The organism is Sphingomonas sp. IW22, from assembly GCF_041321155.1.
Lineage (GTDB): Bacteria > Pseudomonadota > Alphaproteobacteria > Sphingomonadales > Sphingomonadaceae > Sphingomonas.
Window position 1 is genome coordinate 892,861 of the sequence record NZ_JBGGWB010000001.1, and the last position, 25,531, is coordinate 918,391.

At 64.2% G+C, this 25,531-nt stretch carries 19 protein-coding genes and 1 pseudogene; 9 read left to right on the top strand and 11 right to left on the bottom strand.

All coding sequences use genetic code 11. From position 1 onward, the window contains the following. Positions 1-223 precede the first annotated feature (223 nt). Both ACAX61_RS04525 and ACAX61_RS04530 read left to right on the top strand, forming a co-directional pair. Positions 224-1,501, top strand: coding sequence for an MFS transporter (locus ACAX61_RS04525; protein ID WP_370713613.1), 1,278 nt, complete (start codon positions 224-226; stop codon positions 1,499-1,501). Between the two features lie 147 nt (positions 1,502-1,648). Beyond that, a pseudogene (locus ACAX61_RS04530) lies at positions 1,649-1,990 on the top strand (formylglycine-generating enzyme family protein); the annotation flags it as partial. A 30-nt stretch (positions 1,991-2,020) separates the two neighbouring features. Here the strand turns inward: ACAX61_RS04530 and ACAX61_RS04535 are convergent. The 4 genes from ACAX61_RS04535 to ACAX61_RS04550 form a co-directional block, all read right to left on the bottom strand. After that, complete coding sequence (locus tag ACAX61_RS04535; protein WP_370713614.1) at positions 2,021-2,377, bottom strand: response regulator; 357 nt, start codon at positions 2,375-2,377, stop codon at positions 2,021-2,023. Beyond that, positions 2,374-5,796 carry a CheR family methyltransferase gene (locus ACAX61_RS04540; RefSeq protein ID WP_370713615.1) on the bottom strand — a complete coding sequence of 1,141 codons (3,423 nt, stop codon included), beginning with the start codon at positions 5,794-5,796 and terminating at the stop codon, positions 2,374-2,376. Before ACAX61_RS04540 ends, ACAX61_RS04535 begins: the two co-directional genes overlap by 4 nt. Continuing rightward, positions 5,780-6,340, bottom strand: a complete 561-nt coding sequence (locus tag ACAX61_RS04545; protein WP_370713616.1) for a PAS domain-containing protein — start codon at positions 6,338-6,340, stop codon at positions 5,780-5,782. The genes ACAX61_RS04540 and ACAX61_RS04545 overlap by 17 nt, the downstream gene beginning before the upstream one ends. A gap of 240 nt (positions 6,341-6,580) precedes the next feature. Beyond that, positions 6,581-7,750 carry a Gfo/Idh/MocA family protein gene (locus tag ACAX61_RS04550; protein WP_370713617.1) on the bottom strand — a complete coding sequence of 390 codons (1,170 nt, stop codon included), beginning with the start codon at positions 7,748-7,750 and terminating at the stop codon, positions 6,581-6,583. A 179-nt stretch (positions 7,751-7,929) separates the two neighbouring features. On the opposite strand from ACAX61_RS04550, the gene uxuA reads away from it, so the two are divergent. After that, on the top strand, positions 7,930-9,114 hold the full coding sequence (gene uxuA / locus ACAX61_RS04555) for a mannonate dehydratase (protein ID WP_370714900.1): 1,185 nt from the start codon (positions 7,930-7,932) through the stop codon (positions 9,112-9,114). Between the two features lie 50 nt (positions 9,115-9,164). Continuing rightward, entirely contained in the window at positions 9,165-10,466 is a 1,302-nt protein-coding gene (locus ACAX61_RS04560) for an MFS transporter (protein ID WP_370713618.1), read from the top strand. Here ACAX61_RS04560 and ACAX61_RS04565 read toward each other — a convergent pair. Genes ACAX61_RS04565 through ACAX61_RS04580 form a run of 4 tightly spaced genes read right to left on the bottom strand, consistent with a single transcriptional unit; the run spans position 10,456 to position 15,308 of the window. Continuing rightward, positions 10,456-11,724: a Gfo/Idh/MocA family protein gene (locus ACAX61_RS04565; RefSeq protein WP_370713619.1), complete on the bottom strand. Its 1,269-nt coding sequence runs from the start codon at positions 11,722-11,724 to the stop codon at positions 10,456-10,458. The two genes, ACAX61_RS04560 and ACAX61_RS04565, sit on opposite strands and share 11 nt — an antisense overlap. Beyond that, entirely contained in the window at positions 11,721-12,536 is an 816-nt protein-coding gene (locus ACAX61_RS04570) for an FAD:protein FMN transferase (RefSeq protein WP_370713620.1), read from the bottom strand. The genes ACAX61_RS04565 and ACAX61_RS04570 overlap by 4 nt, the downstream gene beginning before the upstream one ends. A 41-nt stretch (positions 12,537-12,577) precedes the next feature. Further along, positions 12,578-13,891: a Gfo/Idh/MocA family protein gene (locus ACAX61_RS04575; protein ID WP_370713621.1), complete on the bottom strand. Its 1,314-nt coding sequence runs from the start codon at positions 13,889-13,891 to the stop codon at positions 12,578-12,580. A gap of 16 nt (positions 13,892-13,907) precedes the next feature. Next, on the bottom strand, positions 13,908-15,308 hold the full coding sequence (locus tag ACAX61_RS04580; RefSeq protein WP_370713622.1) for a 3-keto-disaccharide hydrolase: 1,401 nt from the start codon (positions 15,306-15,308) through the stop codon (positions 13,908-13,910). Between the two features lie 162 nt (positions 15,309-15,470). Between ACAX61_RS04580 and ACAX61_RS04585 the strand changes: the two genes are divergently transcribed. From ACAX61_RS04585 to ACAX61_RS04605, 5 genes are all read left to right on the top strand, one after another. Continuing rightward, entirely contained in the window at positions 15,471-16,289 is an 819-nt protein-coding gene (locus ACAX61_RS04585; RefSeq protein ID WP_370713623.1) for a FadR/GntR family transcriptional regulator, read from the top strand. 312 nt (positions 16,290-16,601) lie between these two features. After that, complete coding sequence (locus ACAX61_RS04590; protein ID WP_370713624.1) at positions 16,602-19,550, top strand: TonB-dependent receptor; 2,949 nt, start codon at positions 16,602-16,604, stop codon at positions 19,548-19,550. 209 nt (positions 19,551-19,759) lie between these two features. Then, on the top strand, positions 19,760-21,091 hold the full coding sequence (locus ACAX61_RS04595; protein WP_370713625.1) for a cation:proton antiporter: 1,332 nt from the start codon (positions 19,760-19,762) through the stop codon (positions 21,089-21,091). Positions 21,092-21,168: 77 nt separating this feature from the next. Then, a complete protein-coding gene (locus ACAX61_RS04600) occupies positions 21,169-22,083 on the top strand; it encodes a Nif3-like dinuclear metal center hexameric protein (protein WP_370713626.1) in 915 nt (304 codons plus the stop codon). Further along, positions 22,080-22,955 carry a Nif3-like dinuclear metal center hexameric protein gene (locus ACAX61_RS04605; RefSeq protein ID WP_370713627.1) on the top strand — a complete coding sequence of 292 codons (876 nt, stop codon included), beginning with the start codon at positions 22,080-22,082 and terminating at the stop codon, positions 22,953-22,955. The genes ACAX61_RS04600 and ACAX61_RS04605 overlap by 4 nt, the downstream gene beginning before the upstream one ends. Here ACAX61_RS04605 and ACAX61_RS04610 read toward each other — a convergent pair. The 3 genes from ACAX61_RS04610 to ACAX61_RS04620 are packed head-to-tail and all read right to left on the bottom strand — an operon-like array spanning position 22,929 to position 25,528. After that, positions 22,929-23,615 carry an N-acetylmuramoyl-L-alanine amidase gene (locus ACAX61_RS04610; RefSeq protein ID WP_370713628.1) on the bottom strand — a complete coding sequence of 229 codons (687 nt, stop codon included), beginning with the start codon at positions 23,613-23,615 and terminating at the stop codon, positions 22,929-22,931. The genes ACAX61_RS04605 and ACAX61_RS04610 overlap by 27 nt on opposite strands. Before the next feature lie 42 nt (positions 23,616-23,657). Then, the gene (locus ACAX61_RS04615; RefSeq protein ID WP_370713629.1) at positions 23,658-24,458 is read right to left on the bottom strand and encodes a CheR family methyltransferase; all 801 of its coding nucleotides are present in this window, start codon (positions 24,456-24,458) and stop codon (positions 23,658-23,660) included. Next, a complete protein-coding gene (locus ACAX61_RS04620) occupies positions 24,455-25,528 on the bottom strand; it encodes a chemotaxis protein CheB (protein ID WP_370713630.1) in 1,074 nt (357 codons plus the stop codon). Before ACAX61_RS04620 ends, ACAX61_RS04615 begins: the two co-directional genes overlap by 4 nt. Positions 25,529-25,531: the final 3 nt, after the last annotated feature.

Here is a 25,531-nt window from a genome sequence, read left to right on the forward strand (position 1 = left end):
GGCCGGCCTCAACTTTGCACAACCGTTGGGATGACGAAGGCGGGGTCCGCGACCAGATCGTATAGCTCCCGGTCACGCTTACCGGTCTTCTGTTCGGTCCATCGAACCAGCCTGTGACGCTACGTCAGAGGCGCGACCACCATGCGTGCGTGCAAATCCACGCGTTTGCCTTTACCGCACATGGTCCGGATGCTCGCGAGAAGGCACAGGGGATGGAGTTTGCATGAGTGAGGCGCCAGACATCGAAACCTCGACGGTGCGGCTGGTTTCGCGTCGCTTGCTGCCCCTGCTCTGCCTTGTCTACCTCATCGCCTATATCGACCGGCAGAATGTGTCCTATGCGAAGCTTCAGATGGCCGAGAGCATCGGCCTGAGCGAGGCGGCCTTCGGCCTGGGTGCCGCACTGTTCTTTATCGGATATTTCCTGTTCGAAGTGCCCAGCAACCTGCTGCTGACCCGCGTCGGCGTCGGCAAATGGTTCGCGCGGATCATGATCACCTGGGGCGCGGTGACGGTCATGCTGGGCTTCACGCCGGGTCCGGTCAGCTTTTACGTGTTGCGTTTCCTGCTCGGCGCGGCGGAGGCGGGGCTGTTCCCCGGCGTGCTGTACGCGCTGACCCTGTGGTACCCGCATCGCTACCGCGCCCGCGCGATCGGGCTGTTCATGATCGCAAGCGTGGTGGCGAACATGGTCGGGGCACTGATCGGCGGGGCGCTCCTGGACCTCGACGGCTGGCTGGGGCTGCGCGGATGGCAGTGGCTGTTCATTGTGACGGGATTGCCCGCAATGCTGCTGGCGCCGGTCGTGCTGATGGTCATTCCCGACAAACCATCGGACGCCAAATGGCTCGATGCCGCCGGTGCGGATTGGCTGGCCGGGGAACTGGCAGCGGAAGAGCGGACCTCGCGCGGGGATCACGGCTGGCGCGCGCTGGCCGATTCGCGTGTCATCCTGCTCAGCGTGACGTTCGTGGGCTTTCCGCTCGCCGCCTATGGCCTCAGCTATTGGTTACCGACCATCGTCAGCGGATTTGGTGTTTCCAATACCGTGAACGGAGCGATCAACGCGGTGTTGTGGGCACAGGTTGGGCTGGCGCTGTGGCTGATCCCGCGCTGGGCGTCACGCCATCCCGACCGCATCTGGCCGATCATCGCCTGCACCATGACCGGCGCCACCGCCCTGATCGCCAGCGTGCTGCTGCCGAGCCCGGTTATGCAGTTCGTCGCGCTGTGCATTGCTGCATCGGCGATCTTTGCCGGCCAGCCGATATTCTGGACGTTGCCGCCCCGCTTCCTGCGTGGCGCGGGTGCAGCGGCGGGCTTTGCGATGATCAACGCGACCGGCAATCTTGGCGGATTCGCGGCGCAATCGCTGGTCCCACGGATCGCTGAGGCCAATGACAGCGCCCTTGCGCCAATGTTGCTGCTGGCTGCCGCCCTGGTCGCGGCGTCGCTGGGGGTAATGTTTGTGCAGCGCCGCTTGCCGCGCAACGCCGGATAACGACCGCCATGAAGCCAAAGCCCCCAACCGCGCGAGCCGCGTTTCCTCAGTCGGCAAAAGCCGATGTCACGCGTGATGGCATGAAATGGATTCCGGATGGTATTTTCACGACGGGATCGGAAAATTTCTACCCCGAGGAAGAAGCCCGACGGGAATTTCCGCACCACCGCAGTGGGTCGTTTTCCGGCCAATGGCTATGGCCTGTCGGACATGATCGGCAATATATGGGAATGGACGCGCGACTGGTACACAGCATCGCCGACACGCACATCTCGCTCGTGCTGCACGGTCGAAAATCCGCGCGGCGCCACGCTTCGCGACAGCCTGGACCCACATGGCGGAAACCGCGTCGGGCGAAAGGTGCTGAAGGGCGGTTCCCATCTATGCGCGCCCAATTATTGCCAGCGCTATCGCCCGGCGGCGCGCCATCCCCAAGCCATTGACAGTCCGACCAGCCACATCGGCTTCCGCTGCATCAGCCGCGCCTGAGGAAGCAAGGGCGCCACCCCCGACCTCGCCTTAACGACCCTCGATCAGCCTTTCGATGGTTTGGGCAAACAAAACCGGCGAGCATGGCTTGGAACAGATTGCCGCAGCAGGGTATCTGGAAGACAGGTCTGCCTGATCCGCATGACCCGAGTGGAAAATGATTGCGATGCCGTGCTCGTTCAGCCGGTCGGCAATCGGAAAAACGTCCCCATCGCGAAGCAATACGTCAAGGATCGCAATATCGGGCATGGCATGATTCAGGGCGATATTGGCACCGGCGATATCGACATGCGGCCCGTCGACGAGCAGGCCGACACCCTCGATAATATCCTGAAGGTCGAACGCGACCAGCAGTTCATCCTCGACCAGAAGCGCGCGTTTGCTCATGCGACCAATACCGATTGGGGAAGATGGACGTCCAGCGTGAAGCTGTCCGGTTCAACGATCCGCTCGACGCGGGCGCGAAGCTGTCGGGACGATGTGTCGACCAGCAGCGTACCGAAACCCGGCGCACCGCCGGTGCTTACCGTTCCGACACCCTTTTCGACCCAGCGCAGGTTGATGCCGTCCTCCGCGAAGGACCAATGAACGTGCAGCGTCCCGTTCTCGCTGCCCAGCGCGCCATATTTCATCGAATTGGTCGCCCATTCATGCGTCATCAGCGCCAGCGGCGACAGGCAGGATCGGTCAATTTCCACATTCGGCCCGTCCAGTTCGATCTTCATCTGATTCTGGTACGGGGCAAGCGTTTCGGCAATCAGATCCTGAAGGTCGATCGACTCCTGAAATCCGGGCGGCGAAGCAAGCGAATGGGCGCGGCCCAGCCCGGCGATGCGTTCTCGAAGGTCATGGGTAAAGCTGCGCACATCGGTGTGCGACCGGGCACCGGCCGTCAGCAATCCGGCAATGATCGCAAACAGGTTTTTCACCCGGTGATTCATCTCACGCAGCATGATGCCGCGCGTCTCAGCCACCGCGAATTCCGACGTCACGTCGATCGAAACGCCAATCAGCCGGGGCGGCTCAGGCTCCATCAACCGGGCGAACCCCTTGATGCGGCGGATCGAACCGTCCGGCATCACCATGCGAAAGGTTGCTTCAAAGTCACCATGGCCACGCCAGGCTTGCTCCAGCTTGGCCGCTACCGCGTCGCGATCGTCGGGTACGATCTGGGCGAGGATGGCGTCCATCTTCGCCTCACCCCCCGTGATACCGAGCAATGACTGCTCGGCCTCGTCAAGGAATGTAGCGCCGGTGCGCGGACAATATTCCCATACGCCGATCCCGCCTGCGCGGATCGCCATATCCAGCCGCTCGCGCCCCGATTCCAGCTCGCGCTCCAGCGACAGGGCATCCGTAATGTCGGTCAGCACCAGCGTCGCACCGTCCACCGTGCCGGTTTGCGTGCGATACGGAAGGACGCGCATCGACCATGTACGCGTGCCATCGCGGCTGTTCACCCGCCGCTGCACCGCCGGGCCGCCATCCACAACGGAACGGGCGTCCTCCAGATAGGCGTCAGTATCCAATCGGCTGGTCACGTCACCCAGCGGCCGCCCCTTGTCACTGACCTGGAAGGGGAAAACGCTGCTCGATGCTTCGGTAAAGCTGCGGACGCGAAGATCGCGATCCAGCACGACCACTGCCAGCTCAGTCGATTCGAAGAAATTGCGCAAATCCGCATTTGCCACGGTGAACTGGTCAACCTTGCTCTTCAGCTCATCGTTGACGGTCGACAGCTCTTCGTTCGTCGATTGAAGCTCCTCGTTCATCGACATCATTTCTTCGTTGGAGCTTTTCAACTCCTCATTCGCGGTTTCCAGCTCCTCCACCGCAGTCCGCAAGCGATGCCGCGTCAGGCGCAGTTCGTCTTCGAGCGATTCGAGGTGATCGTCGCCCGCATCGATTTCCTGAAGCTCGGGATCGCTCGACACGCGGAACGGTTCGGTTTCCTGAAAGACGAACAGCATTCGCCCATGTTCGAGCGGGTCGCAGACGACATCGATCCGTTGCACGCCATATTCGGTCCGCACGTCGGTACCCCGCGCGACCATACGCTTGCGCCCGTCGCGCCCCTGCCGAAGCAGCGGCCCGATCACTTCGCGCAGGCCGGGACGGGCAAGGCTGATGGCGCTCGATCCGCCAGTGCGCGTGACCGGGAAATCAAAGTAGCGGCTGAGCCGTCCATAGGCCGCCAGAATGCCGCCATCGGCGTCCAGCACCATGCTGGCTGGCGCATAGCGGTCGATCAGCCTGCGCACCGCGATCGTTTCCTGATCCATCGGGTCGCCCGTTTCGCGGTCCTGCTTCGTCGAACGGCGCGGCGCTTCGTCACGGATGCTGCCGGGCAGGTTGAGCGGATAGGCGGGCGGCCCCGATGCGCGTTCGAACAAGCGCGATTGTGCGTCGACGGGGCGGAACAGCTGTTCGAACCGACCGATGCTTTCCGACGGGCCAAGGAACAGGTGCCCGCCGGGCCGGAGCGCGTAGTGCAGCAGCGGCATCACCTGCTGCTGCAAACGATCGTCGAAATAGATCAGCAGGTTGCGGCACGAAACCAGGTCGATACGCGAAAAGGGCGGGTCCTTGACCAGGCTGTGGTTCGAAAAGCGAACCATGTCCCGCACCGCTTCGTCGATGGTGAAGCGGTCGGTGTGCAAAACGGTATAGAGTTCGCGCAGCGCAGCCGGAATGTCCGCCAGTGACGACAGCGGATAGGCCCCTTCGCGCGCGATCTGAAGCATCTGTTCGTCGATGTCGGTTGCGAATATCTGGACCGGGCGGCTGCGCCCATCCTTTCGAACCGCCTCAGCAAACAGCATCGCGATCGTATAGGCTTCCTCGCCGCTGGAGCAGCCGGCAACCCAGACGCGGATTTCCTCTTCGCGCGATGCAGAAGCGACCAGCGGTTGAATCACCGTGTCGCGCAGGCGATCGAAATAGGCTTGATCACGAAAGAAGCGGGTGACGTTGATCAGCAGATCGCGGAACAGCGTGCTGCATTCCTTCGCGTCATTCTGCACCCGCGCCAGATATTCGCGGCCCGATGTAATGCCCAGTACATGCATCCGCCGCTCAACCCGGCGGATGAAGGTGCTGCGCTTATAACCGGAAAAATCATGGCCGACGGCGGCCTTGATCGCGGCGCACAGGTCGTCGATCTGATCGGCAATATGCTCGGCTTCCTCGCCGACGGCAGCGTTGTGACGGCGAGCGAAAAAGGTCGCCAGCCGGGGCAGGATGTCGCCCGATATTTCGACGAAATCGACCAGGCCGGTCCCGATGGCTGACACGGGCATGCCGTCATATTTGGCGGTATCGGGTTTTTGTACGACGCAGACGCCGCCATTTTCCTTGATCGCGCGCAAGCCGGTCGTGCCGTCGCTGCCCGTTCCCGACAGAATGACGCAGGCGGCATTGGCCTGTTGATCGGTGGCCAGCGATGCAAAAAAATCGTCGATCGGACGGCGAAGGCCGCGCGGCTGAGCGAATTCGGTCAGTTCAAGAACGCCCGACCTGATCGCCAGCCCGTGACCGGGCGGGATGATGAAGACCGTATCGGGGCGCAATCGCTCGCCCCCCTCAGCCTGAACGACGTTCAGGTCGGTGCTGCGGTCCAGAAGCTCGGCCAACAGGCTGTCCTGCGTGGGATCGAGATGCTGGATGACGACAAATGCCATGCCGGTCGGCAGTTGGGCAGCGGAAAACATGTCCCGCAATGCCTCAAGCCCGCCCGCCGAAGCGCCGACGCCGATGACGGGCATGTCGGGGCTATTGCCCGACCCCGCCTCATCCGATGGCGGCATCGTCAATATCCCCGAGCGTGAGTTTGGCCTGCGCGATCATCGCCACGGTGTTGCCGATGGTCATCAGCGAACCATCGACCACCAGTCCGCTGTCCATGAACGCAGGGCTCATCCGGTCGATCGTCCGGGCCAGCGTGACATCATATTCGGCGAGCAGTTCGGGCTTGGTTCGGCTGACATCGAATTGAGAAGCAACGATGAACCGAACGGTTCCATCGCGGTCCCGTAATTTCGCCATATATAACAGGTTAACGAACGGCGTGCCGTCCTTGCGGAAATTGACGATTGGCGTGCGTACGCTGGGTTGGTCCGGCCGACCGAGAAACTGGCCGATCAGGCGCCGGGCATCCGCGTTGGCAGAGGCCCCCTGAATCATCCGACAATTCTTGCCGACGATGTCCGCCGAAGAATAACCGGTCAGTGTCTCGAACGGGGGATTTACGAAAACCAGTTCATGGTCAGGATCCGGCCGTGACAGCGCGATCGCAACCGATGATTTTGCAAAATACGCTTCCAGCCCGGAAGGAACTCGCTGATCGCGCAATTTATCGTACCCTTACAACCTGTTACGCGTCACGCAACAACGGAACAAAAAGCGACAACATCCCCGGCGCGCGGACCAGCGAAGGTATTACATTATCGTTTGCAACTTTACCGGTCGACGCACAACCCTGGACGTACTACTGCATCGGACGGCCGACGTACGAGTAAAAGCAAGCTGATGGGGCGTTGCGAACTTGATGCGTACGGAGCGGCCGCAGCCGCCCCGCCCCGCCATCGTCGGTCAGGAAAGGATCGGCGGTTTCGCCTGTGCCTGTGCCTTCAGCACCAGTTCGGCGGCCAACAGCGCCTGCACCTGATCCTGGGCGACATCGGTGCGTTCGACCACGTCACTGACGAATTGCGGGCCAAAGGGCAGCGGCACCTTGCTGCAATCCATATAACGGGAACCCTTGGCGTCGGTGATCAGCAGATGGTCGCCGCCCGGTCGTCCCGCGACATCGACATATTTGCGTAGTTCGATGAAACCCTCGGTCCCGAGAATAAACAGCCGGCCGTCCCCCCATGTCGACAGGCCATCGGGAGTGAACCAGTCGACGCGGATATATCCGGTGCCGCCGTCGCCGGTGACCGTCATGTCGCCGAAATCCTGAAACCGTGGGTATTTCGGGTTGCCGACATTTCCCGCTTGCGATGCGACCACATCCGCGCGTGTCGAGCCGGTATAGAAAAGGAACTGGTCGGCCTGATGGCTGCCGATATCCGTCAGGATGCCGCCATAGCGCGCAGTGTCGAAAAACCATTCGGGGCGTGATGCGGCGCTCATGCGGTGAGGCGCCAGATTGACCGTCTGCACCACCTTGCCGATCGCGCCCGCCTTGACCAGTTCGCCCGCCTTGACGGCCGCGCGCACTTCGAAGCGTTCCGAATACATGATCGCGAATTTGCGCCCGGTTTCGCGGATCGTCCGCCGCACTTCCGCCAGTTGCGGCAGGCTGGTGATACCGGGCTTGTCCGAAAGGAAGTCCTTGCCCGCGCGCATGACCCGAACGCCCAGCGGCGCCCGCAAATCGGGGATCGAGGCGCTGGCGACGACCTGAATGCTTTTGTCGTCCAGGATTTCCGCTTCGCTGCGGGCGCGCTTAACATCGCCGTATCGGCGGCTGAAGGCGGCGAACTGCGCCGGGTCGGGCGCATAGACCGTGACGAGCGTACCGCCACCGCGGATCAGCGCATCGGTCATCGCATAAATGTGCGAATGGTCGAGCCCGATCACGGCAAAGCGGATCCGGTGACGCGCGGTCGGGTCCGGCGCGCGGGGGGCGCCCGATTCCGGCGCGGCATTACCCTGGCTGGTGGACTGGGCGTGCGCCTCCCCCGCCATCGCCAATGCCATGCCCGCCCCTGCAAAGCCCGCACCCGCCAGCAGCGCGCGTCGATCGATCGGGTTCATGCCTTTCTCCTCATCCTTCGGTTATTGTGCCCCAAGCGATATTGGCGCACCGCGACCCCGCCAACCTCGCAAACCTGTCTTACAGATTTTCGTATTGGCCTGCTAGGTTTGCTATGTTAGCCATGTCGCAACGGCCAACGAGCCACAAAAACAGGCGAGAGGGGCAGCATCCCGTGTATATGACGCAGGCAATGCGCTGGTTCGGCGCATCTGATCCGGTGAAGCTGAGCGAGATTCGTCAGGCAGGTGCTGCACAGGTTGTCAGCGCACTGCACGCGATCCCAAATGGCGCAGTGTGGCCGGTAGAGGCAATTCGGGAACACAAACACCGGATCGAAGCGGCGGGCCTTTACTGGACCGTGGTTGAAAGCGTGCCGGTACACGATGCCATCAAGACGCGGTCCGCCGGCTGGGACGAATGTATCGAGGCATATTGCAGGACGCTGACCAACCTTGCCGCCTGCGGGATCAAGGTCGTCACCTATAATTTCATGCCGGTGCTGGACTGGACGCGAACCGACCTCGGCTGGGAGCTGCCCGACGGCGCCCGCGCGCTGCGTTTCGAGCTTGAGGCGGCGGCCGTCTATGACATCCATATCCTGGCACGTCCGCGGGCAGAACGCGACTATCCCGCCGCAATGATCGACAGCGCCGCGCGGCGTTTCGAGGCCATGGACACCGCGGCGCAGGACGCCCTGGAACGCACGATCATCGCCGGCCTTCCGGGCAGCGAGGACGGTTTTACGCGCGACCGATTCCGTGATGCATTGGCGCTATATGGCGATTTGGGCGCCGACGGCCTGCGCGCCAGTCACATCGCCTTTCTGGAAGCTGTCTGCCCCCATGCGGAGGCGCTGGGCATCCGGCTGGTCGTCCATCCCGACGACCCACCCTTCCCCCTGTTCGGCCTGCCACGCGTCGTCAGCACCGAAGCTGATGTCGCCAACCTGTTCGACGAAGTGCCCAGCCCCGCCAACGGCCTGTGCTTCTGCGCCGGTTCGTTCGGCGCGCGTGCCGACAACGACCTGCCGGGCATGATCGACCGGCTGGGCAGCCGCATCGGCTTTCTCCATCTGCGATCGGTCCAGCGAGAGGGCAACGGCGCCTTTCACGAGGCCGAGCATCTGGGCGGCGATGCCGGAATGGCCAGCATCGTCGGCGCGATCCATGCGCTGCAACAGCGGGAGGGCCGATCGATCCCGATGCGGCCCGACCATGGCCACCAGATGCTGGACGACCTCGAAAAGGTGACGCTGCCGGGCTATTCGTTGCTTGGGCGCATGCGCGGCCTGGCCGAATTGCGCGGGCTGGAGCGCGGCATCGCCTATGCGCGTCAGCATCAGCCGGCGTTCGCACAGGTCTGATCGCCCGGTAACAGAACAAGGCGGGATACCGCATCAAGGAGAGGAACAGCGTGACGGCACCCGAAGCGGCCACAGGCCATTCGCCCAAACCCGCAAGCAACATCCGTTGGATCATCTGCGCGCTGCTCTTCTTCGCCACGACGATCAACTATATCGACCGTCAGATCATCGGCATTCTGAAACCGACCCTTCAGGCCGAACTTGGCTGGAGCGAGGTGGATTACGGCACCATCGTCTTCTGGTTCCAGGCTGCTTACGGCATCGGCCTGCTGGCGTGCGGGCCGATCATCGACCGGATCGGATCGAAACTGGGCTATGCAGGGGCGATCGCGATCTGGAGCTTCGCCGCGATGGCGCATGCGCTGTTCAGGACGCCTGGCGGCTTTTCGATCGCACGCTTCGCACTGGGTTTGGGTGAAGCGGCAAACTTTCCCGCCGCCATCAAGTCAGTCGCCGAATGGTTTCCCAAAAAGGAACGCGCGCTCGCTGCCGGCATCCTGAATGCCGGGGCCAATGTCGGTGCCATCGCCACGCCGATCGTCGTACCCGTACTGGCGATCCAGTTCGGATGGCAGGCAGCATTTATCGTCACCGGCCTGTTGGGCTTTATCTGGCTGGCCGTGTGGCTGGCCTTCTACCGCGCGCCGGCACAGCATCCGCGCGTTTCGCCGTCGGAACTTGCCTATATTAACGCCGACGCGCCGACGATGGAGGAAGAGCCGAAGATTCCGTGGCGGACGCTTTTCCGCCATCGCGGCACCTGGGCGTTCATGAGCGCCAAGTTCCTGACTGACCCGGTCTGGTATCTGTTCCTGTTCTGGCTGCCCGATTTCTTTGCGAAGCGCCACGGGCTTGACCTGACCAGCTTCGGCCCGCCGCTGATCGCGGTCTATCTGCTGGCCGATGTCGGCAGCGTGGGGGGCGGCTGGCTGTCATCGGCGCTGATCCGGCGCGGGTACAGCGTCAATGCGGGGCGCAAGCTGGCGCTGCTGGTCTGCGCGCTGTGCGTACTGCCGATCTTTGCCGCCAGCGCGGTGTCGGGATTGTGGACGGCGGTTGCGATCATCGGACTGGCCGCCGCCGCGCATCAGGGCTGGTCGTCGAACCTTTATACCATGGTGTCGGATACGTTTCCGCGCAGTTCGGTGGCGTCGGTCATGGGGATCGGCGGCGCGGCCGGGGCCGTCGGCGGGATGCTGATGGCCAATTATGTCGGGCGGGTGCTGGAAACGGTGGGCAGCTATGCCCCGGTGTTCCTGTGGGCGGGCAGCGCTTATCTGGTCGCTCTAGTGGTCATTCACCTGCTCGTCCCCCGTCTGGAGGGCGCGCCCGCCCCGGTGGTCACACGCTGACCAAGTCCTTTGGCCATTCGATGATGCGTCCGGTGTCCATCGCCTGCTCTCCCAGCAGCGATGCGACACTGGCGTGATAGGCCTGGTACAGCAGTCCCGGCAGTTCACGCCCGCTGCGGACCGCTTCGCCAAAGCCCTCGAACTGGAGCATCGTTTCGTCATACTCGCCCCATTTCAGCGCATCCCCGGGGGTGCGGACGGGCAGTTCGGGAAACCAGGTCGCGCCGCCAATAGGGATGGGCCGCTTGCGTCCGTCCCGCACGTCGCACTGCATCTGGGCCAGCTGAGCGACACGCGGCGCATCTTCGGAATAAATGCGGCCCAGTTCGGGTTCGATCGTCCCCTTGCTGCCCTGAATCTGTTCTTCACAGCCATAGCGCGCATTGTTCAGCAGCGACGAATAGATCGTCTTTCGCCCGCCCGGATAGTCATAGATCAGCGCGACATGGTCATAGACCTCACGCCCGTCCTTCCAGAAACAGATGCTGCCTGACCCCATCACCCGCGTCGGCAGCGCGTCGAAGAACCAGTTGGTGACCTGAAGCTGGTGGGTGGCCAGTTCGGTCATCACCCCCGCCGAACGGTCGCGATACAGACGCCAGTTGATCTGCCGGTCCATCTCCCGCCCGGCCCCGTCGGGCAACGGCCGCCGCCAGCTCTTGTTGCGATGCCAACTGGCGCGGATCTGGGTGATGGTGCCGATATCACCCGCCTTGGCGCGCTTCAGCGCGTCGAGATAGGTGGGGTGGAACATGCGCTGATGCCCGATCTGGAGCACCTTGCGACCTGCGCGTGCGCGCGTGACCATGGCGCCGCAATCGGCGATGGTGCGCGCCATCGCCTTTTCACACCAGACGTGAAGCCCCGCGTCGATCGCGTCAAAGGTCTGGCGCGCATGCACGTCCAGCGGCGTCGCAATCACCACCCCGTCCAGGCCGCCCGCATCCAGCATCGCGCGATAATCGGTAAAGCTGCGCGTGGACGCCGGGACCAGCGCCTTGCCGCGCGCCAGGTTGGGAGCATAATTGTCGCAGATCGCCGCCACGGCGCAGTTGCGCGTCCTGGCGATGTTCTGGATCAGCGCACGGCCCCGGTCGCCGGTGCCCACCACGCCCAGTCGGACGAGGTCGCCCTGCGCCGGTGCGGCCGCCGCCGCCGTCGCCCAGGGCGCCGCAGACATCACCCCCACACCCGCCGACGCGGCAAATACGCGGTCCAGAAAGGCGCGGCGGGAAAGATCGAATTCGCGGTCGTTCATAACGCTTGGTTCCCGTAAGCACCGGCCTGCACCAGCGGCACGCCTTCATGGGTGAACAAATGGCGGCAATCACGCCGCAGGTTGATCAGACGCCGCGCCGCCGATCGGGGCGCGACGATCAGGGCGGTGCTCATCGCTTCCGCCACGGCACCGCTTTCGTCCACGACGACGGCCGTAGCGGGTGCGGTCACGATCCCGCCGTCGCTGGGACGCACCATCGCGGCCCGCCCCGGCGCCGCCGCGCCTGCCCCGACGGTGGCGGAAATGGACACCGACCGATCCTCGATCTCCAGCCGTATCAGTTCGGCGCCCGGCCGCGCGGGGTCAGGGATGGACAAGGGCCATTTGCCGCCGAGCGGATGCGATCCCAGCGCCGCGATCGAGCTTTCGCCCGCTGACAGAAGCGCACATTCCACGCCCCGCGCGCGCAGGGCCAATATCGCGCGATCCAGCGCATAGCCCTTGCCAAAGCCGCCAAAGTCGAGTGCGACGGGTGCCGAAACTTCGATCCGGGCGGCGGCGACATCGACATGGACATGGCGCCATTGCCCCGCCTCCCCGACGCCGACGGTGGGATCGAAATGCCCTTCCGTCCAGCGCCACACGTCACAGATGCCCGACAGCGCGTCCAGCAGCAGCGGATCGTCGACCGCCACCGACCCGCCGCTCGCCAGCCGCTCGTTCAGGGCGGTGGCGGGCGACGGGCGGTGGATTGTGAGTGCATCGTCCACTGCCTCGATCGCGCGCCGCGCGGCAAACAGCGCGTCCGCATCACCCGCACCGAACTGATGCAGTTCGATGCGCGTGCCCATTGCGGAAAAACGCTCCTCGCGCGCTTCGATCGCAGTCCCGGTCAGGCGCGGATCTCCCAGCCGGGTTCATATTCGACCGACCACAGCTTCATCGCATCTGCGCTGGACGGGCGGCCCGTCGCCGGATCGACCGAGAGCATTGCATCGGTGCGATAGGCCATGTTGCCCAGGTGGCACAATGTCGTGCTGACATGCCCTTCCTGAATGGGGGAGGCCAGCGCCTGTTGCTTGCCCCGGATGACGTCGACGAAATTTCCGGCGTGATAAACGTCCAGTGCACCTTCGCCGACGGTGCCCGTGGTTTCAGATTCGGCCGGCGCCTTCACCTCCCGCACCATCTTGCCCGCCAGATCGTACAGCTCGAACCCGTTGCGATCGACCACCGCCGACCCCTTGGTGCCGAGCAGCAGCACCCCGCGCCCGCGGCCATAGGTCCGCATCGCGTTACAGCTCTGCCCGTTCCAGCGGATCACGCGGTCATCGTCGTAATTCAGATCGAGCGCGAGGGTGTCGTACATCTCCCAATCGTCGCCCTGAAAGAAGTTGCGGGCCCCGCGTGCCGATACCGTCCGGGGATAGGCCACGCCCATCATCCAGCGGGCGATGTCCAGTTCGTGCATCGCGTTATTGCAGATTTCGCCGGTGCCGTATTTCCAGAACCAGTGCCAGTTATAGTGGACCAGATTGGTGCGATACTGGCCGCGCGGGCGCGGTCCCTGCCACAGGTCCCAGTCCAGCGTTGGCGGCGGTGCGGCGACCTGTCCCTTGCCGATCGACTTGCGGTTGTTCGCGTACCAGGTCTGCGCCTCGTACACCTCACCCAGTTCGCCCGAACGCACCATGTCGAGCAACTGCCGCGTTTCCTTGCTGGACCGCTGTTGATTGCCGACCTGCAGCACGCGCCCGGTGCGCTTTTGCGCGGCGATCAGCGCCTCTCCCTCTGCAGGGGCGATGCCGATCGGCTTTTCCAGATAGACGTGCTTGCCCGCGTTCATCGCATCGACGCCAATCTTGGCGTGCGAGAAATCGGGGGTGGCAACGGTGATGATGTCCACGTCCTTGCCCGCCAGCAACCGGCGATAATCGCGCTCGGTCCGGGGCCGTGCATTGCCCCGGCCCGCAAATTCGTCCGCCCGCTTGGCCAGCACCGCCGCGTCGACATCGACCAGGTGCGTCACTTCGACATTGGGCACCTTGGTAAAGGCGCTCATATGCGCCTGACCCCGCCCGTTGATCCCGACAACCGCCACGCGCAGGCGGTCGTTCGCGCCCTGTATCCGGGCATAGCTCTTGGCGGTCATGGCCAATCCCACGGCAGCACCGGCACCCTTTATCATCATGCGTCGATCAAACATCGGATCCCCCTCTTCGTCAGCGTTGGCGCAGCTTGATCGACCGGAAATCGACCCGGTCGCCGTGATCCTGAAGCAGGATCGGCCCTTCTTCCCATTCGCCGAAGCGCGGCCATTTGGCGTATTTGCTGATCGCCACCAGTCGCCGGAATTCGGGCGACCCGCGTTCATATTCGACGACCTTGTAGCCGTTCAGCCAATGCTCGACATGATTACCCCGCACGATCAGCAGCGCGCGGTTCCATTCGCCCGGCGGATTGAAACGCTTTCCGGGGCTGTCGGGGTCGGACAGGTTACGCGCTGGGATCAGGTCGTAAAGCGATCCCAGCGTGCGGTTGCCGTCGCGACCCATCTTGGCATCGGGGTGCAGCTTGTCGTCCAGCAGCTGATACTCCAGCCCGATCGCTGATCCGTCGCCCTTCAACAGGTCGGGGTCGACGAAATACTTGATCCCGCTGTTCGCGCCCGGCGTCAGTCGGAAATCGACCGACAGTTCGAAATCGCGAAAATTGCGGGTGGTGATGATGTCGCCGCCATTGGTCGATTCGCCGCCGTCCGACTTTTCGACCGACAGCACCCCGTCATTGATGCGCCATCCCCGTGCCGGAAAGCTCGGCCCCTTCGCGCTGCGCCATCCGGCAGTGGTGCGACCATCCCATAACAGCGTCCAGCCGTCACGCTTTTCGCCCGCGCTCAACTGGTTCGTCAGCCATCCCTGCTGTTCGATCCCGCTTTCGGGCCGGGCATGACGCGCGGGCGAGTCGGTCAGGAGGCGGATATTGCGGAAGCGAACCTCCGGCTTTTTCGCGGCGATGTCGTCGGGCACCGAGTGCACCTGGAACGCGATGAAACCGCGCGCGTCGGTGTCGTCCACCAGATCGGCAGCGGGCACCCCGTTGACGAAGGTGCGGATGCGGTTGCCGATCGCTTCCACCCGGTAGCGATTCCAATCCCCCGAACGGAAGGCGGCCCGCGCCGCATCGTTGCGGCCCAGCGTGTACAGCCACTGGCGACGTTGTTCGTCGTACAGCCCGCCGCTCCAGCCCCGCTTGGATGGGTCGATCTCGGCCTGATAGCCATGGACCACGCCGTTACGGTAATCGGGCCTGCTCTGCCCGCGGATCATCACCCCCGAATTGAGCAGCGGATCGGTCTTCGCCTCGAACTCGATGATGAAGTCGCCATACTGGTTGTCGGAGACCAGCCAACTATTGGGCGTATCGGCCGCCGCGCGCCCGACCAGTTCGCCATTCTCGATCGAATAGCTGGCCTTGCCACCCGCCACATGCCAGCCGTCCAGACCGGCGCGCGGAGTAATTTCCCGCCAACCGGCCGCCGCCGTCTGCGCCGCCGCCGGTGCATGAACATATGCCGTGGCCGCTGCCGCCATCAGCACGCCGAACGCGATCCGTCGCTTCACGGTCGATCCCCTCCAAACCGTTTATCTTTTGCCGGTCGCGCATGATTCCGGCCGATGGGCCGATATCTGAACGCCTTGCAGCGGCGATCCTATGTCGTGGTCCGACCACATGCAATAGCGCTGTCAGACACCCGTTCTGGCAGGCCACGCTTGACCCTGCTTGTGGTTGACTGCAAGCCGGTCGTTGCCGACGATCCCGTTGGCGAATGGATATGGATTGGCAGGAACGTGATGGCGGCGGGTGAACATGGCGGTAAATTGTACCGCAGGATCGTCGACACGATCATGGCCGACATTGCTGCCGGAACCTACCCGGTCGGCTCTCGACTTCCCGCCGAACGCGATCTGACCGAGCGGTTCGGCGTCAGCCGCCCGACCATTCGGGAGGCGATGATCGCGCTGGAAATGCAGGGGTTGGTTGAGGCGCGAAAGGGTTCGGGCGTATTCGTCCTGGCATCGACCGCCGCTGCCGGCACCGATACCGAACTGGATATCGGCGCGTTCGAAATCACCGAAGCGCGCCGCCTGCTGGAGGGCGAGGTTGCCGCCGTTGCCGCGACCGAGATCGACGAAGAGCAACTGGATGAACTCCGGTCGCTTTTCGAACAGATGGCAAAGGATGACGTGGCCGAGGCCGAGGCCGCCGACCGACGTTTTCACATCGCCATTGCCGAAGCGACGGGCAATGCGGTGATCATCGCTGCCGTCACCGATTTCTGGGACATGCGTTTTCGCTCTCCCCTGGCACGGGAAGTGCTCCGCAAGGCGGGAAGTCTGGGCACCGAAAGCCGTCTGGCCGAACATGGCCGCATTCTGCGCGCGCTGGAACAGCGTTCGCCGGTGGAGGCGCGCAACGCAATGCGCGATCACCTGAACCGCCTTATCACCCACCTGCTGGACGTGACCGAAACCGAAGCGGTCGAGCGCGCACGCGCCGAAAGCGCACGTCGTCGACGCGCACTGGCGCGCCGGACGGTCTGACCGTCAACCGATTGCAAATACGCGGGTAACGCCCTGTCGGCATCACATTGTCGGCGGGGTTTGCGTTGCATCGACGCAACATTCGGTCAAGCCAACGCCGAAAGTTGTAAGCCTATGTTGTCAGACAGCATGGGCAGTGTTACCCAGATACCCTGATCCGGGACCAAGGTGCCGAAAGCGCATCGACCGGACTGCAAGATCGCATCGTGAACGAATCGACTTGTTGGAGGGGATATGGACGTTCAATTGCACCGGACGGGCGGACTTTTTGCATCATCCAGCCTTTTGGCGCTGCTGGTTGCCGCACCCGCAATGGCTCAAACCACGGACGTCGCTGCGCCCCAGGTTCAGGGACCTGTCGAACAGCCGGCCGAAGACATCATCGTCACCGGCTTTCGCGCATCGCTAAACGACGCGCTGGTTCAAAAGCGTGAGGAAACCGCCGCGATCGACAGCATCGTGGCCGAAGACATCGGTAAATTCCCCGATTCGAACCTTGCCGAATCGATGCAGCGTATTCCGGGCGTCGCACTGTCGCGCGGTGATGGCGGCGAAGGGCGCAACATCTCTGTCCGCGGCCTGGGCGCCCAGTTCACCCGCGTCCGCATCAACGGCATGGAGGGCATCTCTCAGGTCAGCGCCAGCGACATTCGGGGTGGTGTGGGCAGCGGTTCGGGCCGCTCCTTCGACTTCAACACCTTTCCGACTGAAATCTTCTCCTCGCTGGCCGTGCGAAAGACCATGTCGGCCGATGTCGAGGAAGGTTCGCTGGGCGCGACCGTCGACCTGAAGGCGCCGAAGCCGTTCGACAATCGCAAGGATTTCGTCTTCTCCGGCACCGCGCGCGGCATTTACAACGACATCGCCAAGGACGTCGATCCGCGACTGTCCGCGCTGGTGTCCAAGAAGTTCGGCGACACGTTCGGCATTCTGGGCAGCATCGCCTATTCGAAGCGGCATATCGACGAATATGCCTATTCGGCGGTCAACGTCCTGCCCACCTATGTCGCCGGTCTGGCCCAGAATGTGCCGACCGCGCCGGGCGCGACCACCACGACCAGCGTGCTGTTCCCGTTCTGCACGCCCGTCGGCTATATGTTCAACGGCAGTCCGGTGAACTCGCCCGCGACGGGCTTTGCCAACAGCGGCAATTCGGTGGGTGCGGACGCGAATAATTGCAGCACCGGCAACCCGCGCACCAGCACGCAGGAGGCCTATGACTATATCATGAGCCGCACGGGCGTGTCGGGTCGCCCCGGCGGCGGCGTATTCCTTCCCCGCCTGCCCCGCCCGGTCAAATCCAGCCAGGTGCAGGAACGCATCGCCGGATCGCTGACCCTGCAATGGAAGCCGGACGACGACACCGACATCTCGATCGACGGCCTTTATGCCCGGTTCAAGGTCAACCGCCTCGATTCGATGATCGATGCCCGCTCGATGGGCCGCAACGCGTCGAACAACGGCCAGCCGATGATGTCGGTGCGCGATATCGAAGTCGATGATCAGGGCTCGCTGGTCTATGCGCTGTTCGACGGGGTCGACCTGCGATCGGAAATGCAGGATGAGCGGTTCACCTCGACCTTCCGCCAGGTCAACCTGAACTTCGAGCATCGCTATTCGGACAGCTTCCGGCTGTACGGCATTGTCGGCTTTTCGGACTCGCGACTGGACGTGAACAAGCTCCAGGTCGCGGTGGATACCAACGACACCGACAACTTCTCCATCGACTTCCGCGACAATCCGGACATTCCGAAACTGGGTTACGGTGTCGATATCGCCGATCCGTCGATCTTCCTCTACGGCCCGCCCTTGCCCAACGGCGACCAGCGCGGCCAGATCTCGTCATTCGACCGGCAGAACGTGGTCATCAACCGCACGTTCGAAGTGAACGGCGAATGGGAAGCCGCGCCCGATTTCAAGGTGGTGGGCGGTGCCCAGTATCGCGAGGGCGATTTCAGCCTCGACGAACGCAGCCTGACGCCTGCCTTCGGCCTGCCACTGACGCTGCCCGCCGGTGTCAACGTGGCCGATTTCGCGACCACCACCAGCGGGATTGCGAGTAATCTGGGCGGCCAGATGTCGGACTTCGTCACGATCGATCCGGGCAAGTTCCGCGATGCGGTCAATTTCGACAGCTATCAGTTCTGCAGCGTCGATTGCGGGCGCGGCTATGGCCGGGTCGATGAGAAATACGCATCGGGCTATCTGATGGTAAAGTTCGACACCCGCGACACCCTGCCGCTGTCGATCCGCGGCGACGCCGGGGTGCGTTACGTTCACACCGAACTCAGCACAAAGGGCGTTATTCCGACCGCCGCACCCGCCGGCTCGGTCTTTCCGACGATCGGCGTCATCGCATCGGTGGACCGCACTTATGAAGACTGGCTGCCGTCTGCAAATCTGGCAGTCGATGTCACCAATAACATCATCGCCCGCCTGGCCGCCGCCCGCGTCATGTCGCGGCCGTCCTATGGCCAGTTGATCCCCAGCGGCAACGTGAACACGGCCATCCGCACGGGTTCGTTCAGCAACCCGTTCCTGGAACCCATCCGCGCTAACACGTTCGACGCGGCGGTCGAATGGTATTTTGCGCCGGGTTCGCTGTTCTCGGTCGCTTATTTCTTCAAGGACATCGAAACCTATATCCAGAATACAACGTCGCTGGTGCCGTTCAGCGAACTGGGCCTGCCGTCGTCGCTGCTGGTCGATACCAATGTTACGCCGGACGACCTGTTCACCATCAGCCGCAGCGAGAACACGCCGGGCGGGCCGCTGCGCGGGTTCGAGGCCAATCTGCAACTGCCGCTGACGTTCCTGCCGGGTGTGCTGCGTAATTTCGGCATCCTCGGCAACTTCACGCGGGTGCGGTCGAACATCAACTATATCCTGCAAAGCGCCAATGGTGTGCCGACCCTGACGACGACGGCGCCGCTGGTGGGCCTGTCGCCGGAGACGGCGAGCGGCACGCTGTTTTACGAAGACGACCGGTTCAGCATCCGTTCCACGCTGAACTACCGCGCGGGTTACTTCACCAGCATTCCGTCGGGTTCGGCAGACAGCGACGTGGTGGGCATGGCCGACACGATCTTTGTCGACGCATCGGCTTCCTACAACCTGACGGAAAACATCAAGCTGATCGCCGAGGTGCAGAACATCACCAACGAACAGACCAAGATGTACGTCGACAGCGTGCGGCGTGATCCACTCTACACCTCCTATTTCGGACGGACATTTGCCCTGGCGGTAAATTTCCAGTTCTGATCCCGTGCAAAAGGCGGCCTCCCCCGCGCGGGAGGCCGCCGTTTGCCGCTTGCCTCGTCCAGATCACGCCCACTGGATAGACCGGGAACGCTTTAACCCGCGCACGGTTGAAGCGGCCTGCCGGGGATCGAAGCAGATTGTGGGTCGCGCACGATCGGGGTTCTGCCACAACGGCTGCCGGAACGGGATTTGCCGACCGTGGGGGAACGATGGACGAACTGACGAAGACGCCGGACCTTTACATCATCCTGCTGACCGCTGCCGGTGCCCTGATCGCGCTGGTCGCGTGGCTCCCACTGGTTCTGAAGCGCCTGCCGCTATCGCTGCCCATCGTCTGCATCGTGCTGGGTGCCTTGGCGATCCTGACGCCGCTGGTGCGGTTCGATCCGTCGCCGCTGGCCCATCCGGTCATTGCCGAACGATTCACTGAATTCGTCGTCATCATTGCGCTGATGGGCGCCGGTCTGAAGATCGACCGGCCCTTTTCCTGGCGGACCTGGGGCGTCACCTGGCGACTGCTGGGGATCACCATGCCGCTCAGCATCGGCGCGATCCTGTTGCTGGGTCATTATGGGCTGGGCCTGTCGCTGGTTGCGTCGCTGCTGCTGGGCGCGTCGCTGGCGCCGACCGATCCGGTGCTGGCATCGGACATTCAGGTCGGCCCGCCGCAGGGAGGCGCGGAGGATGAGGTCCGCTTCGGTCTGACATCCGAAGCGGGTTTCAATGACGGACTTGCCTTTCCCTTCGTCAATCTGGCGATCGTCATGGCGCTGTCGGCGGGCACGGGCGAGCCGTGGCTGGTCGACTGGCTGACCTATAATGTCGCGTGGGAAATCGGCGCCGGGGCGCTGGTCGGATGGATCATCGGCAAGGCGTTCGGCTGGCTGACCTTTCGCATGCCGGGGCAATCGGCGCTGGCCAAGACGGGCGACGGGCTGATCGCGGTGTCGGCCACGTTCGTCTCCTACGGCGTGACCGAGATGCTGCATTGCTACGGCTTTCTGGCGGTGTTCGTCACCGCGCTGACGTTCCGTTCCGCGCATCGCAACCACGATTTCCAGCGCGAGATGCATGACCTGACCGAACAGGTCGAACGTCTGGCGATGATGGTGCTGCTGCTGCTGTTCGGCGCCAGCCTTGTGACCGGGCTGTTGCGGCCGGTCGGCTGGACCGACGTGCTGGTGGCGCTGGCGATCATTTTCCTGGTCCGGCCCGTCAGCGGCTTGCTGGGCATGTGGGGCACCAAGACGACGGGTGGCGAGCGGGCGTCGATCGCGTTTTTCGGGATCCGCGGCGTCGGCAGCTTTTACTATCTGGCTTACGCCCTGAACGAAGCGGACTTTGCTGAGGCGGAGCGGCTTTGGGGCATTGTCGGGCTGGTCGCGCTGCTGTCGATCCTGATCCACGGGCTGACGGTGACGCCGCTGATCCGGTTGCTGGACCGCACCCACGGCCGCGACCCTGACGCCCAGCATCGAAAGGCGGTGCCGCCAGGCGGGCAGATCGGACCGGCGGGCACGCCGGAAAAGGCATCGGACTGAACGGGCGCCCTGCGCGGTTGTCGGCAGGCGATGGTTATGAGATGCCGGGGCCAAGATCATCAAGCGCCTGGAGAGGCATGTCACAGAAAGCCGGGTTGACCCGCCGACAAGTCGGGATCGCAACCATCGCTGCGGGTACGCTGGGCTGGCGCCCCGCACTGGCCGCGACGCCGACCGCCGCCGATATCGTGCGCCGCATGGCCGATTATCGCGGCGACTCGTGGAAGCCGGACGGGCTGGACGGCTTTACGGCAGGCGACCCGCAAGTGCCGGTCAGCGGCGTTGCGGTAACGGCGATGCCGGACCTGAAAACGCTGCAACGGGCCGTGGCCCAAGGCTGCAATATGGTCGTCAGCATCGAATCGCCGCTCTACGCCCGCCCGCCTGCTCCGGCAGTCGGGGATGCAGCCTCCGGTCCCGCACAGGTCGCGGAGCGGCTGCGGGCCGATCCGACCTATCGCGGCAAGCTGCACTTCATCGCGCGCAACCGCATGGCCGTTTTCCGGCTAAGCGACAATCTGGGCAGCGGCGACGATCCGCTGGTCCAGGGCATTGCAAACACGATGGGCTGGCAGCGCTATTGCAGCGCCGACAACCCCCGGCGTTTCGACATTCCGCGTGGCTCGCTGGCGGCGCTGGCGGCGTCGGTGAAGCGTCAGCTGGGCGTGAATGGCGGGATGCGCGTGATCGGTCAGGGCGACCACGCCGTCTCACGCGTGCTGGTGGTGCCAAGCCGGATCGACCCCGTTGCGGTGGTAAAGCAGCTGCCCCAGGCCGACGTGCTGCTGGCAGGCGACCTGCGCGAATGGGAACTGGTCGAATATCTGCATGACAGCTGGGAAACCGACGCGCCGAAATCGCTGATTGCGGTGGGCCGCATCCTGTCCGAACAGCCGGGCATGCTGGCGGCGGCATCGTGGTTGCGGTCGGTTGCGAACGTGCCCGTGCGGCCTTTGATGGTCGAAGACCCGTTCTGGAGGCTGCCGGCATGACCCCGCGCGAACTGGTCGAACGCATCATCGCCCAGGGCACCGCGGACGGCGCCCCCCCGCCGCCCGTCGCCGGTTACCGCGACACGTTCAAGATCGGCGACCCGGATGTGCCGATCACAGGTATCGCCACCACCGGCATGACGACGCTGCGCGTGCTGAAGCGCGCGGTGGCGGAGCGGCGCAACTTCATCATCCCGCATGAAGTGACGTGGTTCAACGACCGCGACGATCCGGCGGGCTATGTCGAGGACGATCCCGTCTATCGCGCGAAGAAGGCGTTTTGCGAGGATCATGGGCTGGTGATCTGGCGCAACCACGACCTGACCCACCGGATGCGGCCCGACCAGATGTTCGTCGGCCTGTTGCGCCAGCTGGGCTGGGCGGCGGACGCGACGCCGCTGATCGGCCGGCTGCCCACGGTCACCCTGCCCCGCCCCACGACGCTGGCCGCCCTTGCCGCGCATGTCGTCGCCCGCTGCGGCGCGCATGCCTATCGACTGGCCGGACCGGCGGACATGACCGTGCGAAAGGTCGCGGTCGGGGTCGGCTATGCCTTTCCGAATTTCCTGACGGATCCGGATGTCGACGTGATCGTCGGCGGCGAAGCGCAGGAAGGCACCGACAGCAGCTTGCCCACGCACGACCTGATCCAGTTCGCCGCCGACTCCACGGCGCTGGGCCGACCGCGCGGGCTGGTCGTGCTGGGCCGCATGGCGACGGAGGATATCGGCATGCAGGTGGTGGCCGAATGGATCGGCTCCCTCGCCCCCGATATTCCGATCGCCTATCTGCCCGCTGGCGAGCCGTTCGCCCGCCCCTTTGCCGCTTTAGCCAAGCGGGCGGCGTCAGTCGCCCTGCGGCTGGGGCAGTAACAGGGCCAGCAGCAGCATCCGACATTCGGCGTCCATTTCGCCATCGATCATTTCGGGGCGAAATCGCCGCTGAAAGGCCATGATCGCGGCGCGCGGTTCGGTCACGTCATAGCCGAAGCGTTCCAGCGCCAGGAGAAAGCTGGCCTCGTTCCAGTGCGGGTCCATCAACCCGCGGGTGGGGCGCGGCAGCGCAAGCCGCAGGCGCGCCAGCCGCGACCAGGGGAAACGCTCGCCAGGATCTTTCTTGCGCGTGGGGGCGATGTCCGAATGGCCGACGACATTGCCGCGCGTCACCTGATGCCGGTCCTTCAACGCCGCGACCAGCCGGATCACGGCACAGACCTGCTCCTCCGGAAAGTCGCGATACCCCCATTCATGGCCGGGATTGACGATCTCGATCCCGATGGAGGCGGAATTGACGTCGGTGATGCCGCGCCAGTGCGAACGACCGGCATGCCATGCGCGGCGTTCCTCATCGACCAGCGAGAAGATGCGGCCATCCTCTTCGACCAGATAATGCGACGACACCTTGGCCGCCGGATCGCACAACCGCTCCAGTGCCGCCGCACCGGTTTCCATGCCGGTATAGTGCAGCACGATCATGCTGACCGGCAGGGCACGTTCGTCGTGATTGGGCGAAGGCGCAGGAATGTGCCGCATCGCCCCTGATTGCGGCGCCCGGCGCGCGCGCGCAAGCCCCCGTCAGCAGGGGGAATAAAAGCCGCGCCACGCCTCGTTCGGAGTCAACCGCTCACACTGGCCGATCACGGTCTCGCCCGCGCCCAGCAGCAACAGCCCGTCGGGCTTCAGCGCATCGGCCAACCCGTCCAGCACCTGCCGCCGCATGGCCGGGCCGAAATAGAGCAGCACGTTGCGGCACAGGATCATGTCGAACAGCCCCGGCAACATCGGCTCACCGGCAAGATTGTGGCTACGGTAACGGATGCGGTCAGTCAGTTCGGGGCGGACACACCAATCGTCACCCGCCGGTTCGAACCACCGCAACAGCCGCCCGATGGGCAGGCCGCGCTGAACCTCGAACTGCGAATATCGGCCTTCGCGCGCCCGGTCGATCGCGACCGGCGACACATCGGTCGCATGAATCTCGACCGTCAAACCGCGTTCGGCAAACAACATGGCCAGGCTGAGCGGCTCCTGGCCCGTGGCGCAGCCTGCCGACCAGATCCGCACCGGCTGATCGCGAGCGGCCAGTGCCGATGCGGCCTGTTCCAGCACGCCGGGATCGCGAAAAAAGCTGGTTTCGTGGTTGAGCAGCGCCTCGACCACGGCCTCGGCCAGCCGGTGGTCGTTCCCATGCGACAGCGCCAGCGCCAGCGCGTCGAAATCGCGCAGTCCGTGTGACTGGAGCAGCGGCGTGAGCATCGAATCGATCCGCCAGGCACGATTGGCCTGAAGCTGTTGTCCTGTCCGCCGTTCGAGCAGTGTCGCGATTACATCGGCTGGCCGCACGCGGGGCACCGGCCGATGGCGAAGCGGCGTCACGAAATCGCGTCCGCAAAGCGCGCGCGGACGGCGCGGCCGATGGCGTCAGGCGGCAGCACCGCCTCCGCCAGCCCCTTTTCCACCACCGCGCCCGGCATGCCCCAGACGACGCTGCTGGCTCGGTCCTGCGCGATCAGCGCACCGCCGCAGTCGATCAGGCGTTGCGCCCCGATCACGCCGTCGCGCCCCATGCCGCTCAACACGATCGCCAGCGCACCCGCCCCAAATACTTCGCCCACGCTGGCGAACATCGGGTCGGCAGAGGGCGAACAGCCGCTGTCCGAACGCCGTCGCTCCAGCCGGATGCTCTGGCCGTCGGTGATTGCCACACAGGTCAGGTGCGCGTCGCCCGGCGCGATATAGGCGTGGCCCGGACGGATGCGCATCCGATCCTCCGCCACGAAACAGGGGCGTCCGGCCAGTTGCGCGAATTGTCGCGCGAAATAGGGCATGAACGCCGCCGGCAGATGCTGCGTCACCAGCATAGGCGCATCACAGGCGGCGTCGATTTCGGCCAGCATCTGGCCCAGTGCGTGGATGCCGCCGGTCGATGCCCCGATGGCCAGCACGCGCGGCGCCTCTCGCCGGACGCGGGGCAGCGGCGTGCTGCGCAATACCGGCCGCTCGACCATGCAGCGCGCTTCGGCCAATCGCGCCAGCCGTTCGTGCAGCAATTCGGCGAAGCGACCCGCCAGCACCCCCGCGCCCGGCTTCACCAGCGTATCCGCTGCGCCCAGCGCCAGCGCACACACCGTTGCTTCGACTCCGGTCGCGCAGGTCGACGAAACGATCAGAACCTGTGCCCCCCGGCCCGCCGCCAGAATTTCGGGAAGCGCCGCAAGCCCGCTCTGCCCAGGCATCTCGATGTCGAGCAGAACCACATCGGCATGGTCGCGGGCCAGGAAATTGATTGCCGCCGTCGCGTCCCCGACCGCGCCGGCCACGCGGTAGCGCGGGTCGCTTTCGATGATACGGCGAAGCACGGCGCGTGCGACGATCGAATCGTCGACGATCAGGACGTCGGCGGGACGCCGGTCCGAAACCGCACCCGATGCGGGCTGCGCGGTCATCGT

Bases quoted from the DNA above. Each gene is read 5' to 3' on its own strand.
- ACAX61_RS04525 (WP_370713613.1), top strand. From the start codon at position 224: ATGAGTGAGGCGCCAGACATCGAAACCTCGACGGTGCGGCTGGTTTCG.
- ACAX61_RS04535 (WP_370713614.1), bottom strand. From the start codon at position 2,377: ATGAGCAAACGCGCGCTTCTGGTCGAGGATGAACTGCTGGTCGCGTTC.
- ACAX61_RS04540 (WP_370713615.1), bottom strand. From the start codon at position 5,796: ATGCCGCCATCGGATGAGGCGGGGTCGGGCAATAGCCCCGACATGCCC.
- ACAX61_RS04550 (WP_370713617.1), bottom strand. From the start codon at position 7,750: ATGAACCCGATCGATCGACGCGCGCTGCTGGCGGGTGCGGGCTTTGCA.
- uxuA (WP_370714900.1), top strand. From the start codon at position 7,930: ATGACGCAGGCAATGCGCTGGTTCGGCGCATCTGATCCGGTGAAGCTG.
- ACAX61_RS04565 (WP_370713619.1), bottom strand. From the start codon at position 11,724: ATGAACGACCGCGAATTCGATCTTTCCCGCCGCGCCTTTCTGGACCGC.
- ACAX61_RS04570 (WP_370713620.1), bottom strand. From the start codon at position 12,536: ATGGGCACGCGCATCGAACTGCATCAGTTCGGTGCGGGTGATGCGGAC.
- ACAX61_RS04575 (WP_370713621.1), bottom strand. From the start codon at position 13,891: ATGTTTGATCGACGCATGATGATAAAGGGTGCCGGTGCTGCCGTGGGA.
- ACAX61_RS04590 (WP_370713624.1), top strand. From the start codon at position 16,602: ATGGCTCAAACCACGGACGTCGCTGCGCCCCAGGTTCAGGGACCTGTC.
- ACAX61_RS04595 (WP_370713625.1), top strand. From the start codon at position 19,760: ATGGACGAACTGACGAAGACGCCGGACCTTTACATCATCCTGCTGACC.
- ACAX61_RS04600 (WP_370713626.1), top strand. From the start codon at position 21,169: ATGTCACAGAAAGCCGGGTTGACCCGCCGACAAGTCGGGATCGCAACC.
- ACAX61_RS04605 (WP_370713627.1), top strand. From the start codon at position 22,080: ATGACCCCGCGCGAACTGGTCGAACGCATCATCGCCCAGGGCACCGCG.
- ACAX61_RS04610 (WP_370713628.1), bottom strand. From the start codon at position 23,615: ATGCGGCACATTCCTGCGCCTTCGCCCAATCACGACGAACGTGCCCTG.
- ACAX61_RS04620 (WP_370713630.1), bottom strand. From the start codon at position 25,528: ATGACCGCGCAGCCCGCATCGGGTGCGGTTTCGGACCGGCGTCCCGCC.